Annotated in this window: 13 protein-coding genes and 1 pseudogene; 2 read left to right on the top strand and 12 right to left on the bottom strand. The window is 69.7% G+C overall.

Features of this window, described 5'->3' with window-relative positions:
* Window positions 1-25: 25 nt before the first annotated feature.
* The 11 genes from zomB to ATM97_RS28130 form a co-directional block, all read right to left on the bottom strand.
* A complete protein-coding gene (gene zomB / locus ATM97_RS28180) occupies window positions 26-1,993 on the bottom strand; it encodes a flagellar motor control protein ZomB (protein ID WP_374104916.1) in 1,968 nt (655 codons plus the stop codon).
* Between the two features lie 7 nt (window positions 1,994-2,000).
* Window positions 2,001-2,933: a decaprenyl-phosphate phosphoribosyltransferase gene (locus ATM97_RS28175; RefSeq protein ID WP_218721225.1), complete on the bottom strand. Its 933-nt coding sequence runs from the start codon at window positions 2,931-2,933 to the stop codon at window positions 2,001-2,003.
* 26 nt (window positions 2,934-2,959) lie between these two features.
* Complete coding sequence (locus ATM97_RS28170; RefSeq protein ID WP_218721334.1) at window positions 2,960-3,472, bottom strand: phosphatase PAP2 family protein; 513 nt, start codon at window positions 3,470-3,472, stop codon at window positions 2,960-2,962.
* 89 nt (window positions 3,473-3,561) lie between these two features.
* On the bottom strand, window positions 3,562-5,514 hold the full coding sequence (locus ATM97_RS28165; RefSeq protein ID WP_218721224.1) for a glycosyltransferase: 1,953 nt from the start codon (window positions 5,512-5,514) through the stop codon (window positions 3,562-3,564).
* 151 nt (window positions 5,515-5,665) lie between these two features.
* On the bottom strand, window positions 5,666-6,883 hold the full coding sequence (gene glf / locus ATM97_RS28160) for a UDP-galactopyranose mutase (protein WP_218721223.1): 1,218 nt from the start codon (window positions 6,881-6,883) through the stop codon (window positions 5,666-5,668).
* Window positions 6,884-6,964: 81 nt separating this feature from the next.
* Window positions 6,965-7,627 (bottom strand): hypothetical protein, encoded by a 663-nt coding sequence (locus tag ATM97_RS28155; protein WP_218721222.1) that lies wholly within the window; start codon window positions 7,625-7,627, stop codon window positions 6,965-6,967.
* Between the two features lie 23 nt (window positions 7,628-7,650).
* The gene (locus tag ATM97_RS28150) at window positions 7,651-8,283 is read right to left on the bottom strand and encodes a hypothetical protein (RefSeq protein ID WP_218721221.1); all 633 of its coding nucleotides are present in this window, start codon (window positions 8,281-8,283) and stop codon (window positions 7,651-7,653) included.
* Window positions 8,284-8,334: 51 nt separating this feature from the next.
* Window positions 8,335-8,874: a hypothetical protein gene (locus ATM97_RS28145; protein WP_218721220.1), complete on the bottom strand. Its 540-nt coding sequence runs from the start codon at window positions 8,872-8,874 to the stop codon at window positions 8,335-8,337.
* 24 nt (window positions 8,875-8,898) lie between these two features.
* Window positions 8,899-9,309: a hypothetical protein gene (locus ATM97_RS28140; RefSeq protein ID WP_218721219.1), complete on the bottom strand. Its 411-nt coding sequence runs from the start codon at window positions 9,307-9,309 to the stop codon at window positions 8,899-8,901.
* A gap of 347 nt (window positions 9,310-9,656) precedes the next feature.
* Window positions 9,657-10,415 carry a TipAS antibiotic-recognition domain-containing protein gene (locus tag ATM97_RS28135; protein ID WP_218721218.1) on the bottom strand — a complete coding sequence of 253 codons (759 nt, stop codon included), beginning with the start codon at window positions 10,413-10,415 and terminating at the stop codon, window positions 9,657-9,659.
* A 197-nt stretch (window positions 10,416-10,612) separates the two neighbouring features.
* The gene (locus ATM97_RS28130; RefSeq protein WP_218721217.1) at window positions 10,613-11,581 is read right to left on the bottom strand and encodes an EamA family transporter; all 969 of its coding nucleotides are present in this window, start codon (window positions 11,579-11,581) and stop codon (window positions 10,613-10,615) included.
* Window positions 11,582-11,683: 102 nt separating this feature from the next.
* Here ATM97_RS28130 and ATM97_RS28125 point away from each other — a divergent pair, with 102 nt between their 5' ends.
* On the top strand, window positions 11,684-12,184 hold the full coding sequence (locus ATM97_RS28125) for a MarR family winged helix-turn-helix transcriptional regulator (protein ID WP_255588561.1): 501 nt from the start codon (window positions 11,684-11,686) through the stop codon (window positions 12,182-12,184).
* 134 nt (window positions 12,185-12,318) lie between these two features.
* On the opposite strand, the gene ATM97_RS28120 is transcribed toward ATM97_RS28125, so the two are convergent.
* Window positions 12,319-13,878 (bottom strand): SpoIID/LytB domain-containing protein, encoded by a 1,560-nt coding sequence (locus ATM97_RS28120; protein WP_218721216.1) that lies wholly within the window; start codon window positions 13,876-13,878, stop codon window positions 12,319-12,321.
* Between the two features lie 276 nt (window positions 13,879-14,154).
* Between ATM97_RS28120 and ATM97_RS28115 the strand changes: the two are divergent.
* A pseudogene (locus ATM97_RS28115) lies at window positions 14,155-14,532 on the top strand (hypothetical protein); the annotation flags it as partial.

The following is a 14,532-nucleotide window of genomic DNA, read 5'->3' as shown; positions in this document are numbered from 1 at the left end:
CTCAGTGTGACGCATGTGGAGCTTTTCAGCGCGGCGGCTCGGGAAATGGATCCACCAGACCGCATCGCTGGATCTCGTACTTGGGCACCCGGTCGATCCGGTACTTCGCGAAACTCAGCGCATTGCGCAGGTTGTGCTTGAACCGGTCGAAGGTGAGCGGGTCGCGGGTGGAGATCAGCAGCGCCTGCGTTTGCGGGCACGCCATCGCCGCGCGCGCCTGGGTGACCCACTCCTCGTCCATGTACCAGGGCATCCACGGATGGATGTCGACCATGCCCGAGTCGACGACCACCCAGTCCGGGTACAGGCTCTTGTCGTGCCCGATGCGGCCGTCGGCGAGCCGGTCCGAGTGCGCGGCCAGCGGGTAGGCCAGGCCCATCGGATCGATGACGCGCACGCTCAGCGGCACGTTCATGCTCGTCATGCCCAGGTTCAGGAAGTAGACCGTGTGCCCGGCGCCGCCCTCGGGAATCGGCTGCGGCGGCGGATCCAGGTACCAGAACGTGAACGACGGCGAGTTCAGCAGCAGGCCGCCGTTGGGGTTGGCCGCGATGTCGTTGACCATCGCCCGCATGCGCGGGTAGTCGAGGTAGTCCTCGGCCAGGATCGGATGGTCCTTGCCGGTGTTGAGCACGTAGTACACGCGCTCGTCGACGATGCCCGACGAACTGATCTTGGTGCCGGTCTTGATCGCGGTGGTGCTCGCCGCGTACAGCGACCAGCCCGCGGTGCCGAGCAGCGCGACCAGCACGACCACCATGGACCAGTCACGGGGGGTGAACGCCCGCGGCTCGCTGTCCGCGTGGTCAGGCGAGCTACCGTCCGCCGGCGCTGACCGACCGAGGCGGGCAGGCAGCCGGATCGGCACGACCGCCACCGGCAACAGCAGCAGGAACAGCTGGGTCAGCAGCATCCGGCCGTGCATGAAGTCGCCGCCGACGCGGATCGCGTAGACGGTGAGCAGCAGGCCGCTGCCCAGCATCAGCGTGACGACCGCGCTCGGCGAGCGCAGCCAGGTCCGGATCGCGGCCACCGACCACCGCGGCCGCACCTCGATCCCGCGCGCCACCGCGGTGACCACCCCGGCGATCAGCAGCACGAGCAGCGGAATCCACAGGTAGTACGGGCCGACGAGGTCCCACAGGTACTTCATGCCCTGACCCCACTTGGCCCCGCCCGCGTCCTTGGCGACCGCGGTGTTCGGGTAGGGCAGGCCGTAGTAGCCCATCCGCCAGATCTGGTAGGCCACCGGCACGATCCCGGCGACGAACACGATCAGCGCGCGCAGCGCGATCGGGCCGTACCGGAACACCGGCATCGGGGTCAGGAAGATCATGCCGAGCGCGAGCACGCCGATCAGCGTGGCCTCCGGCCGGATCAGCGGCGCGAGACCGGCCAGGAAGACCAGCCCGAGCAGGCTCGGCACGCGCACGACCGCGGCTTGGCTCCACCGGATCATCAGCCACCACAGCAGCCCGACCCAGCAGATCACCAGACCGCTCTCCAGGCCGGAGGTGGCGTAGTCACGGGCGGGCGGCAGCGCGATGTAGACGAGCACGCCCGCCGGGATGAGCAGCTGGCCGCTCGTCCCGCCCCACAGCCGGGCGGTGCCGAGCATGGCGAACACGATGGCCAGCAGCGAGACCGCCAGCGCGACACCGAGCACCACGTACTCGAGCCGCGCCTGGGTCAGCCAGCTGAAGAACCAGACCAGGTAGGTCCACGCGGTACTGGTGTTGGCCTCGACCCGCTCGTCCATGTTGAAGACGGGGCCGTTGCCCGCGAGCAGGTTGCGCACCGTCCGCAACACGATGAGGCCGTCGTCGGCGATCCAGCGCCGCTGCCAGGCACCCACCGCGAACACGACCACGGCGAAGACCACCCCACCGACGAAGGTGGCGCGGGACAGGGTCGCGAAACGCGCGGTCGGACGCGCCGACTGCTCGTCGTCGCGTAGCCGCTCGTATTCGGTTGATTCCTGCTCCGCTACCACGATCTCGTCAGGTGAGATAGACAGCGACACCTACCGCTCCGATCCAGGCAATAGCGAGGAACTGCAGGATGCGGTCCCCCAGCGCGATCTCTTCGGGTTCACCGGCCTCGCCACCGTCGACGTCGACCGCGTAACGCAGGATTGCGATGGTAAACGGGATCATGGAGATCGAGTACCACTGGGTGTCACGAGCCGAGTCCTGCTGGAACGCCCAGAGGCCGTAGAACACCACGACGGCGGTGGCCGCGAGCGTCCAGATGAAGCGCAGGTAGGTCGGCGTGTAGTACTGCAGGGACTTGCGGATCTTCGCGCCGGTCTCCAGCGCGATCTGCAGTTCCGCGTAGCGCTTGCCCGCCGCCATGAACAGCGAACCGAACGCCATGATCAGCAGGAACCACTGCGACAGCGCGATGCCGGCGGCCGCGCCACCGGCGACGGCGCGCAGCAGGAAGCCCGACGACACGATGCAGATGTCGAGCACGGCCTGATGCTTGAGGCCCAGGCAGTAGGCCAGCTGGATCGCGATGTAGATCGCCATCACCACGGCCAGGTGCCAGGACGCCAGGAACGAACCGGCGATCGAACCGGCCAGCAGCACCGCGGCCAGCGCGTACGCCAGGTTGACCGGGACCACGCCCGCGGCGATCGGACGGAACCGCTTGGTCGGATGCGCCCGGTCGGCCTCGACGTCGAGCGAATCGTTGACCAGGTAGATGCCCGAGGCCGCCATGCAGAACACCACGAAGGCGATGGCGACGTGCACGAGCACGCCCGCGTCGCTGATCGCCTCCGGCCCGACGGCCAGCGGCGCGGCGAGCACGAGGACGTTCTTGACCCACTGCCGCGGACGGATGGCCTTGATGACACCGCCGACCAGAGTCTTCGGCGGGCCCTTCACCACGGCCTCGTCGAGGACGGCGGCGGACGGTTCTTCGCTCATCTCAGCCAAGGTTCTTTCGGTTGCGGTCACTGTCGGAGTCTCTTTTCGGCGGCTAGCACGGCGGCTGCCGACGCGGCCCCCAATGCGGAACCGGCGAGCACGTCGGAAGGGTAATGCACCCCGAGCACGACCCGGGAAAGGAGCATCGGCGGCACGAGCACCGCTGGCAAGGGTAGCCCGGTCAGCCTGCCGAGCAACACCGCAGCCGCCGTGGTCGACGTGGCGTGCGAGGACGGGAAGCTCAGCTTGCTCGGCGTCGACACGTTGACCTGCACCGTCGGGTCGTTCGGGCGCGGGCGCCGGACGATCCGCTTGATCACGATCGAGGCGGCGTGCGCGCCGACCGCGCCGACCGCGACCCCGGCCCACTGCCTGCGCCGCGGCTTGTCGACCAGCCAGCCCGCGGCGGCGATGCCGACCCAGCCCAGCGCGTGCTCGCCGAAGTGCGACATCCCGCGCGCGGCCGAGACCACGGCCGGGTTGGTGCCGATGGTGGTCTGCACGACGTTGATGATGCCGACCTCGAGCGGCACCTCCACGTACTCGCCGTCACCGCAGGCGCAGGCGCACTCGCCGCCGCAGCCCTCTTCGGCCAGTTCCAGTTCGGGCAGTTCCGGGTTGATCGCGTTCACTTCGCGGTTCCATTCAGGCTGTTGTCGTCGCGGCCGCCTTCGAGTCCGAAGACCTTCTCCCACGCCGCCGTACTGGTCAGCTCGGCGTGCGCGGCCCGGTAGCGCTGCTGCATCTCCGGGAAGCGAGCGGTGAGCTCTTTACGCAGGCGCAGGGCTTCCTTGAGCAGCTCGGCGGCCTTGCGCGGGTCGCGCTTGCGGTAGACGACGCCGCGGCCGTCGGCGGTCGTCACGGTGACGCCGTCGACCTGCGAGAGCAGGAACCAGCGCGCGTCCAGCGTCGGCACGTTCAGCTGCGGGGTCTCGTGCGCGGCCGGGTCGGCCTTGCGGAAGTTGTGCACCACGCCCTTGGCCAGGCGCGCGACCTTGGCGATCGGGTTGCCCGGCTCGCCGGTCGCGCCGACGCCGTGCCGGTTGGCCAACGGCAATTCGGTCGAGGAGGGCAGCACCACGGCGTCCGGGTACTCCTTGCGCATCGCGTGGATCTTGCCCAGCGCGCTCGGCAGCAGGTCGAACAGACCCTCTGGGCCGGCCAAGAAGTCGCGGATCGCCTCGTTCTGGATGGCGACCGTCGAGTACTCCAGGCACAGCAGGTGCTTGAGAGTGGCCTTGACCGTGTTCACGATCATCGGCTTGCCGTCGCCGGGCAGGTGCAGCGAGGCGACCACGAGGCGGTTGCGCAGGTGGAAGTACGCCTGCCAGTCGATCGCGTCGTCCTTGTCCGACCAGGCCATGTGCCATACGGCCGCACCCGGCAGGGTGATCGTCGGGTAGCCGGCCTCGCGGGCGCGCAGGCCGTATTCGACGTCGTCCCACTTCAGGAACAGCGGCAGCGGCTGACCGATCTGCTCGGCCACCTGCCGCGGGATCACGCAGGTCCACCAGCCGTTGAAGTCGACGTCGATGCGCCGGTGCAGCAGCTTGGAGTTGTCGCGATCCTTGAGCGGGTACTTCGAGAAGTCGTGGTCGTACTCGACGTTCGGCGCCGAGGACCACATGAAGATCCCGCGATCGACGACCTCGCCCATGCTGTGCAGGTGCGAACGCTCCTGCAGGTTCAGCATCTGCCCGCCGACCAGCAGCGGCGACTTGGCGAACCGGGAGAACGCCAGCGCGCGCAGGATCGAGTCGGGCTCGATCTCGATGTCGTCGTCCATGTAGACGATGAACTCGGCGTCGGTCGCGAGCGCCTCGTACATGACGCGGCTGTAGCCGCCGGACCCGCCCAGGTTGGGCTGGTCGTGGATGCTCAGCCGGTCACCGAGGGTCGCGGCGGCCTCGGTGAAGCCGGGCTCGTCGACGACCTTGCGGTTGCCCTGGTCGGCCACGATCACCGCGGTGACATTGCCGAGCACCAGCGGGTCCGAGCCCAGCGCGGCCAGCGTCTTGACCAGGTCGGTGGGCCGGTTGAAGGTGGGCATGCCGACCGCGATGGTGCCGGTGCCCGGCGCCTCCTGCGGGGCGTACCAGCCGCCGGCCAGCAGCGTCACCGCCGTGTCGGTGGTGATGTCGAACCAGATCCAGCCGCCGTCCTCGAACGGGCCCAGATCGGTCTCGAACTCCACGAACACCGAATCCGCGCCCTGCGCGACGGCGAACTCCTTGCCCTGCACGTGGATGCGCGAGCCGTCGGCCTTGGAGCGGTACACGTCGACGCGGCCGTGCCCGGCCAGCTCCAGCCGCAGCACCACCGAGTTCAGCACGCTCCAGCGCCGCCAATAGCTGGCGGGCAGCGCGTTGAAGTAGGTGCAGAACGACACCTCGGACTCGGCGCCGATCGAGAGCGCGGTCCGGCTGGTGGCGTGCGCGCGGCGCGCGTTGGTGGTGGATTCCTCCAGGTAGAGGGTCCGCACGTCGAGTGGCTCGCCCGGGCGCGGCAGGATGATCCGCTGTAGCAGCGCCTTGGCGCGCGTCTCGGTGGTCACGTCGTCGAGCACCGGCTGCGCGCTCACACTGCGTCCTTTCTGGCGTGCTCGGGCGCCCTGCGTTGTTACGCGGGCCGCCTCCTCCGGGCGCTGACCGCTCACGACTCCACCTCGCCGGCGCTCGGTTCCGTCGTGCGCGGTGCCGCGCTGTGCTTGTGGTTCACTCGCCAAGGCTCGCTCACGCCGGGTCCACCAGTGCCGCGCCGGACTCCAGGTGCGGACGCAGCACGTTCTCGAACATGCTCAGCGCCGAACCGATCGCCATGTGCATGTCCAGGTACTGGTAGGTGCCGAGACGGCCGCCGAAGAGCACCTTCTTCTCGGCGGTCTCCTTCTTGGCGAGCTCGCGGTAGGCCAGCAGCTTGGCGCGGTCCTCGGGAGTGTTGATCGGGTAGTACGGCTCGTCGCCGGTCTGCGCGAAGCGGGAGAACTCGCGCATGATGACCGTCTTGTCGGTCGGGTAGTCGCGCTCGGGGTGGAAGTGGCGCGGCTCGATGATGCGGGTGTACGGCGCGTCGGCGTCGTTGTAGTTCATCACCGAGGTGCCCTGGAAGTCGCCGATCTCGAGGACTTCGGTCTCGAAGTCGATCGTGCGCCAGCCCAGCTCGCCTTCGGAGTAGTCGAAGTAGTGGTCCAGCGGGCCGGTGTAGACGATCGGCGCGTCCGGGCTGGCCGCGACCAGCTCGTCACGCACGTCGAACCAGTCGGTGTTGAGCCGCACGTCGATGAGCTCGGAGGCGGCCATGTTCTCCAGCCACTTCGTGTACCCCTCCTTGGGCAGACCCTCGTAGGTGTCGTTGAAGTAGCGGTTGTCGAAGGTGTAGCGCACCGGCAGGCGGGTGATGTTGCCCGCGGGCAGTTCCTTCGGGTCGGTCTGCCACTGCTTGGCGGTGTAGTCGCGCACGAACGCCTCGTAGAGCGGACGGCCGATCAGCGAGATCGCCTTCTCCTCGAGGTTCTGCGCGTCGGCGGTCTGCACCTCGGCGGCCTGCTCGGCGATCAGCGCCTTGGCCTCCTCGGGGGTGAAGTACCGGCCGAAGAACTGCGAGATCAGGCCGAGCCCCATCGGGAACTGGTAGGCCTGCCCCTTGTGCAGCGCGAACACGCGGTGCTGGTACCCGGTGAACTCGGTGAACTGGGTGACGTAATCCCACACCTTCTTGTTCGAGGTGTGGAACAGATGCGCGCCGTACTTGTGGATCTCGATGCCGGTTTCGGGCTCCGGCTCGGAGTAGGCGTTGCCACCGAGGTGGTAGCGGCGGTCGATCACCAGCACCCGCTTGCCCAGCAGGTTCGCGGCGCGCTCGGCGACGGTCAGGCCGAAGAAGCCGGAGCCGACCACGATCAGGTCGTAAGCAGAATTATCGGAGTTACCCGGGGACGATGCGACGGTCACGGGTGCCCAGCGTATCGGAAGACGCCGGATTGTCCCGGCGGAGTCACCGACCTGCCCCTGAGCTGGGGTGATGCCACCGGCCTACCGGGCGGGATGATTCCGCCGTCGTGTCCAGGTCGCCGCCGCCGAGATCGGCAGGAGGGCGGTCAGGGGTAGGGCGAGGAGCAACCCGCTCCAGGCGATCCACGGTTCGAGCTGGTTCCCGTCGGCTGTCAGTACGTCCATCCCCTCGGCGTACTGCGACAGGTAGATCGCCGCGAGCGCGAAGACGAGTGCCCGGCTGTACCCGATCTGCTGGGCGAGCAGCAAGCCACCGATCCCCCAGAGCAGTACGAAGACCAGGTTGCCGCCGGCCTCGCTCGAGATCTGCTCACTCATCCCGGACCCGGCATGGGGCGCCGCCGCCCACAGGAATCCGTTGATCGCGGCGATCGCCGACAGGACGGCGAGGAGCAGCGCCAGCGTGCCCATCGTCCGGTGCAGCGGCACCCCCGAAGCGTCGGGACGACGGCGGCGCTCGAGGCGCGGGACCGGTGCCACCCCCTGGCGAACCCGGCCCGCGTCCTGCCACGGCTGGACCGCCTGTGGCACGGAGTACGGGTCGGCCCGAGGCGAGAGCCACCACTCCCCGTTCCCCGCGCCGGAAGCGCGGTGATCAGGGCCGGACAGCACCGCCGGTGCCGAGAGCGGCGAAAACTGCTGGGCGACACCTTCGTTCGGATCGTGGCCGGACGGATGGCTCATGCGTGTTCCCCCCTGGGCGCGCGTCAGTAATACGGGTAGGGAGGGTACGCGGGCTGACGAGCCGCGCGGATCCAGCGGCCCGTGGACGGGGCGGAAGCGCAGACGAGGATCAGCAGTGGGACGCAGGTGGCGACGACACTGCCGGCGACCAGGCCCGGCGGGGCTCCTTCGCTGGCCGAGACCGCGACCGAGATCGCGCTGATCAGCAGGCCGATCGTGGACAGGATGATCAGGATGACCCGGCCGGCGGTCTTGCGGCGGAACAGCAGGATCGAGCCGAGCAGCCACAGCAGGGCCGGGACCGCGGCGATCGCGAGGCCGGCGATCGTGCCTGCGCGGGCGTCGTCGCTGCGGCTGGATTCGGTGCTCAGCTCGGCGGCCGCGATCACGCCGAGGCCGATCAGCGCGACCAGCGAGATCAGCAGGGAGAGCAGGGCCGCGGTGATACCGGTGCCGCCGCCCGCCCGCTGCGGGGCGCCGTAAGCCGGTGCGCCGTAACCGTATTCGTAGCTGGGCGCGGCATAGGGCTGCTGCCCGTACCCGTACGGCTGCGCGGCGTAGCCCTGCTGCGCGTAGGGATCGGCCGCGTAGCCGGGTTGCGCGTAACCACCCGCGTACGGGTCGTGGCCCTGCTGCGGACCATACGGGTATCCCATGGTGTCCCCCTCCGAAAACGAGCGCGGCGTAGCGCCGCTGACCTGCCGAAACTATACGGCCGAACCGACCGCCCGCTCGGTCCGAGCGTAGGCCGCCGTCCACGGCAGCACCGCGGGCACCAGCACCAGCGCGCCCAGCGCGACGGCCGCCAGCGCGGCCGCCCAGCTGTGGTTCACGATCGCCGTCACGGCACCGGGTACCCCACCGAACCCGATCGGAATCGAACGAACGACCGACTCCTCGGCGAACCAGTGGATGCCGTACTCGGAGTCGTAATTCACCAGGGTGGCCAGCAGACCCAGCGCACCGAGCCCGATCTGCGCGACGCCCGCGACGATCAGCACCCACCGGCCGGTCTCGTCGCGGCGGGCCAGCAGCATGCCCCCGTAGCCGAACGCGAAGGCCGCCACCAGGGCGCCGAGAGTGGTGAACAGCGTCAGCGAGTCGTCGAGCCGTTGCGGCGCGTCCAGGAAGGCGCGCACCAGGATCAGGGCCCCGAGCAGATTCGCCACGGCGGCCACGCCGGCGCAGCACACGGCGACGATCACCGCCACCTCACCGACTGTCGACTTCGTTTCCCGCACGACCATGATCAAAACCTATCCCCTGCCGCGTTACCGCGTGATGGTCCAGCGCCGCGTCGGCTCGATCACGCTGAGCACCAGGATCACCACGTTGAGCGCGAGCCACCAGTCCAGCGGCCCGAACCGCAGCCCGTGCCCGGCGCCGTTGAGTACGACGACCAGCAACGTCGCTCCGCTCATCGCGCCCGTGATGGCCACCAGAATCCGCCTGCCGAGCATCCGCCGCCGCAACAGCAGCACCGCCCCCAGCAGATACAGCACCCCGAGCCCGCCGACGATCCCCGCACCCGCGTAATCGAGCTCGATCTCGCGCCCGAATGCCCGCACCAGCGCCGTCGCCGTGCCCACGATGATCCCGGCACCCCCGACCAGCACCCCGAGCCACCCCGCCACCAGCGCGGTCACCGCGCGAGAAGGCCGCTCGGGCTCCACCTGATCCACCACTGTCCCCTGCACGTTGTCGTCGTCGCCGTCAGTTATACGGCGAAACGCCCGATCCGGCGTGGTTCGCGTGGTCCACCCAGCGCTGCGGGGAGCCCGCGCGGCCCGCCGGAGAGAGCGCCGAGACCGGTGCGTACCGCCACGAGTCGGGGTGACCGGCCCGGATGCGGTCGCGGCATCTGCCCGATGGCGGCGGAAACCCCTGCGGGCCATGGTGATTGTTCATCGCTTCCCTTCGCGACCGCACCGGCACCGGGCAGCCTACGACGCCGAAAGCCGCGGCCGGGCGGGTGGCGTCCGGACGCGGCTGTCCTCTAGTTCCCGGTGCGGGGCCGGATAAACCGCGATCAGGCGTTTCGGCCCGCGACGTAGGCGCGGAAGGCCTCACGGATGTACTCCGCGGTGCCGTCGCCGTGCACGTCGTAGTTCTGCCGGAACCGCGGGTCGGCGACGTACATCTCGCCCAGGTTGAGCAGGTATTCGTCGGTCACCGGGCGGCCCTGGGTGCCGTCGCCGAGCCAGGCGCGGTGCCTGGCGACGATCGCCTGGACGGTCTCGCCCGCCACCGGCAGGCCCGCGGCGTGGGCCTTGCCGAAGTCGGCGGCGATGTCGAGCTGGGTCTGCTGGAACGACTTCTTCTCGGCATCGCTCAGTGAGCGCCACCAGCGGTCGCCGCTCTCGTAGGCCTCCTTGCCCCACCGTTCGGTGACCTCGTCCTTGTACTGGGTGTGGTCGAAGCCGTCGAAAACCTCTGCGGCCATGAGTGGTTCACCTCTTTCGGTCTTGCGCAACGTGGTCGACACCGATTCGATCTGGCGCGCGATCCGATCCTGTTGCTGCCGAAGCAGTTCCAGGTGGGTCCGCAGTGCGCCCGCGGTGTCCTGTTCCCCGGCGAGTACCTCGGCGATCACCGGAAGGCCGAGGCCGAGTTCGCGCAGCAGCAGGATGCGCTGCAGGCGGATCAGGGAGCTCTGGTCGTAGTAGCGGTAGCCGTTGGCGCCGATCCGGCTCGGTTCCAGCAGCCCGAGCTGGCCGTAGTGGCGCAGCGTGCGGCTGGTGGTGCCCGCGGCTTTCGCGAGGTCCTGGATGGCCCATTCACCCGCCATGACCTGCCCCTTTCTCGTCGGTGTTCCCAGCCTGCAAGTTGACGCTACGTCAAGGTCAACCCCGAAAGTCAGAACCCGATCTCGACGGTGTCGCGCTCGGCGGCCTGCGCGCGAAAGCCGCGCACCCCCTGCCGGTTCCGGCCCTCGCCGAGGACCAGTCGATGCAGGCGATGCGCGGCCGACCGTGCGCCCCGGGTTCAGCGGGCGACCGAAACCTTCTCCGGCGCAGGCAGAACGGCGATCTTGGTGATGGTCGCCCGCGCGGGCACCGGCTCGGCCACCGTCGCCGGCGCGACCTTCGGCGGAATCTGGCCGAGCACGGTGCCGCCGAGCGCGATCGCCAGGCCGAGGACCTGCGGCGGAGTCAGCGCCTGCCCGAGGGCGAGCCAGCCGATCACCGCGGCCGACATCGGGCTCAGCAGACCGAGGAAGGCCACCGACGTCGCGGGTACCCGCGAGATCCCCCGGAACCACAGCCAGTAGGCGAGCGCCGTGCCGATGACGCCGAGGTACAGGTAGCCGCCGACGGCCTGCGCGTCCATCGCCGGCGGCGCGCCTTCGATCAGGACGGCGAGCGGCAGGATGAACAGGCCGCCCGCGGTCAGCTGCCAGCCGGTCATCGCGAGCGGACCGACGCCCTCGGGACGTCCCCACTTCTTGGTCAGCACGGTGCCCGCCGACATCGACGCCGCACCGGCCAGCCCGGCGACGACACCGATCGTGTCCAGCTCGGCATCGCCGCGCAGCACGACCAGCGACACCCCGGCGACGCCGATCAGCCCGGCGATCACCTTGCGCCGCGCCGGCGCCTCCGACAGCAGGACCGCGGCGAAGCCGAGCGCGAACATCGGCGCCACCGCGCCGAGCACCCCGGCCACGCCGCCCGGCAGCCGGTAGGCCGCCAGGAACAGCAGCGGGAAGAACGCGCCGATATTGAGAACGCCGAGCACCGCCGCGCGACCGAGCCACCTGCCGTGCGGCAGCACCCTGGTCAGCGCGAGCAGGGCCACACCGGCGGGCAGAGCGCGCGTCAGCGCGGTGAACAGCGGCCGGTCCGGGGGCAGGAACTCGGTGGTGACGGCGTAGGTGGAACCCCAGACGATCGGGGTGAGAGCGGTGAGCGCGAGGGTGCCCGCGTAGCCGGTCGGGCGAGTAGCCGTCGTCATGTTCACTCCTGATTGATAATCTCAACATTGAAATATCTACCCGGCGGGATGCCTCACCGTCAAGTAGATGAACGTTAAGATTTTCAATAGAGAGGGATACGCATGCGGGACGCCGTCGATCTGATCACCGAGCACTGGGGGGTCGAACGACCCGATGTCGACGTGTCACCGATGGCGATCGTCGGCCGGATCACCCGGCTCTCGCGCGTCCTCGAGCAGGACCTCAAACGCTTCTTCGCCGGTTACGGACTGGAATTCTGGGAGTTCGACGTGCTCGCCACGCTGCGCCGCTCCGGCGGCGACACCGGCCTGACCGCGGGCTCGCTGAACCGGGCCGCGATGGTCACCTCCGGCGCGATCACCAACCGCATCGACCGCATGGCGGCCAAGAACCTGGTCCGCCGGGTGCCCTCGGCCGACGACCGGCGCTCGGTCTTCGTCCAGCTCACCGACGAGGGCAGGGAACTGGTCGACCGCCTCCTGCCCCTGCACATGGACAACGAGCAACGCCTGCTCGCGGCGCTGGGCACCGAGGACCGCGAACAACTCGCCGGGCTCTTGCGCACCCTGGCCATCGGCCTGGACGACACCACCCTCGACTGACCCCGGCCGCTACCCGTCGTGGGACACCCGGCGGTCATGGCCGGATCGGCGACGCGCCCCGGCAGCCCGGTTCGCCGAGCCCAGGCGCACCTGGCCGTCCGCCGGATCGACGCGGTCTCGACCGTCCCGGGCCGCTACTCGCCGTCGTGGATTCCCGGCGCGGTAGCCGGGCCGTGGGGCACGGGTGCCGGGTTCCGCGGCCCGGCAGCGGGAACTTGCTGACCGGTAGCGGGATCCACCGAACCACGCGGCGCGGCAACAGGATTCGCGGGTGCGTGTGGCGTGGCAGCGGGATTCACCGGACCGTGCACAGGTCCGACCTGGTCACCACCCGCGGCGGCCTGTGCCGGTACGGACGCCTGAGTCCCCGGCGCGACACCGCCGGGCGCCGTGCCCTCCGGCGTCGTCACCTTCGGCTGACCCGACGCCGACGGCGGCAGCTGATCGCCCACCTCCGGCACCAGCTGCAACAGCGTCGAGAAGTCGACGACCTGGGCGCCGAGCGTCTTGGTCGCCACGATCACACCGTTGGTGTACAGCCGATACGTGCCTGCCCGCTGCGGCAACATCATCTCCGGCCCGATCGGCGCCCCGATGGTGCTGTCCGGACCGCCGATCCGCCGGTACTCGGTGTCGATCGCGGTCTCGCCCGCGAGCGCCTCGATGGTCGGATCGGGGCGGGTCGGGGCGGTGGGCGCCGTCGGCGCGGGCGCGGTTTCGACCAGGTCGCCGGGCGCGGGGCCCACGGCGAAGGTCTCGATATCGGCCGGGCGGCCGCCGTCGGGCGCGGCGGAGTACTCCGAGCGCAGGATCAGTCCGTCGCGCAGCAGCACGGTGCCCGCGGTCGCCGCGACGGCCTCGGTGGTGCGGGCGTCCTCTTTCACGGTGCCGGGATACACCTGGCAGTCGGTGGTGTCGCAGGTCTGCGCGTAGTCGTAGCGGTTCTCGGCGAGCGCGTAGGAACGGGCCGCGATCGCCTGTGCGCGCAGCGCTTCGAACGCGCCCTGATCGGCCCAGTTCGCCTGCATCTCGGCGGGTAACAGGCCGGCGAGGTAGTCGTCGAGGTCGACCTGGTTGACGGTCCGGTACGCGCCGCCTTCCAGCGCGACCCCGAGCGCGCCGCGATAGGCGGTGCCGCCGCACAACGTCAGGTGTTCGGCGGCGGGTCTGCCCGGCCCCGGATCCAGCGGGTAGACGAACGGATCGTCGGTCGCGGTCTGCCACAGCACTTCGCCGTCGCAGCCCGTGGTCACCACGACGTTCGCGCCGCCGTCGGGCAATGGGGTGAGGTGGGCGGCCTCGCCCGGGCCGATCATCCGGCCCGCGACCTGCGCGCCCGCGGCGGCGAAGGTGTCGAGGGTGGCGTCGTCCTGGGCCTGCAGCCGGACACCGATCGTGGTCGGCCCGACCTGCCCGAGCTCGGCGCCCGGGTAGTAGTGACCGAGGATCTCCTCGGCGGACCAGCCCTCCCTGGCGCTGTCGAACGCGCCGACCTGGCTCATCCCGCGCCCGTGGCCCGCGCCCACGGTCGGGGCGACCTGGCCCGGCAGGATCTGCCACAGCCCGAACGCGCCGGTCAGCGCCAGCGCGGTGCCACCGACCAGCAACGGCAGCGGGGCGGTCTTGATCATCGGCACGGCGCGGCGCCTGGTGCCGCGGCGGGTACTGCGGTTGATCTTGGTGTCCGCTCTCATACTGCGCTCCCACGGTGTCGCGATTCGACCGGCGGAGCTCGCGTCGGCATGTCGTCGTGGCCGAGCGGGTTCCGAAGGCTACATTCGAGCAATCACATAATCCTCAAGTTGAGGTTTAGATGTGTGACGTATGTTAACTAGTGTGGTGTGTGAGACAAGAGGAAGCAAGCATCACTTGCCGGTGATGGCCTCGATGCCACCAAGGTCTACGAGCTCGACCCTGATTGGAGAAGGCACGTGCGATATCGAAAGCCGAAACGTTCCTACGTGCTCCCGGTGGTCACAACGCTCGCCGTCGCCGCACCCGTCGGCGCGTTCGCGCTGAGCGATTCGACCGACTACCGCAGCACCAACGAATCGCAGGTCGCGGCGGTCCCGACCCAGCTGGCGGAGGTCGCGCTGACCTCGGTCCCCGACATCACGGTCCCGCTGCGTGACCTGACCGGCCTCGATCTGCCGGATCTGCGCCTGTCGGATCTGCAGATGCTGCCGCTGCCGACCTCGATCCCGGTGCCGCCGGGATTGCCCGTTCCGCCGGGCGTGGCGCTGCCCACCGAGATCCCGCTCCCGGCGATCCCGACGAAGGCGCAGCCCACCACGACGACGGCCGCCCCCGCGCCCGCGCAGCAGGGCAACGCGCCCGCCGCGCGTCCG

The sequence above is a fragment of the Nocardia sp. MH4 genome (genome assembly GCF_019266065.1).
GTDB classification, from domain to species: domain Bacteria; phylum Actinomycetota; class Actinomycetes; order Mycobacteriales; family Mycobacteriaceae; genus Nocardia; species Nocardia canadensis.
Note: the sequence above shows the minus strand (reverse complement) of the source record. Positions and strands in the feature narration are given on the sequence as shown.

Excerpts from the sequence above, each read along its gene's own strand:
- ATM97_RS28120 (WP_218721216.1), bottom strand. The coding sequence starts at position 13,878 with ATGAGAGCGGACACCAAGATCAACCGCAGTACCCGCCGCGGCACCAGG.
- ATM97_RS28155 (WP_218721222.1), bottom strand. The coding sequence starts at position 7,627 with ATGAGCCATCCGTCCGGCCACGATCCGAACGAAGGTGTCGCCCAGCAG.
- ATM97_RS28150 (WP_218721221.1), bottom strand. The coding sequence starts at position 8,283 with ATGGGATACCCGTATGGTCCGCAGCAGGGCCACGACCCGTACGCGGGT.
- ATM97_RS28175 (WP_218721225.1), bottom strand. The coding sequence starts at position 2,933 with ATGAGCGAAGAACCGTCCGCCGCCGTCCTCGACGAGGCCGTGGTGAAG.
- ATM97_RS28135 (WP_218721218.1), bottom strand. The coding sequence starts at position 10,415 with ATGGCGGGTGAATGGGCCATCCAGGACCTCGCGAAAGCCGCGGGCACC.
- ATM97_RS28130 (WP_218721217.1), bottom strand. The coding sequence starts at position 11,581 with ATGACGACGGCTACTCGCCCGACCGGCTACGCGGGCACCCTCGCGCTC.
- ATM97_RS28145 (WP_218721220.1), bottom strand. The coding sequence starts at position 8,874 with ATGGTCGTGCGGGAAACGAAGTCGACAGTCGGTGAGGTGGCGGTGATC.
- ATM97_RS28125 (WP_255588561.1), top strand. The coding sequence starts at position 11,684 with ATGCGGGACGCCGTCGATCTGATCACCGAGCACTGGGGGGTCGAACGA.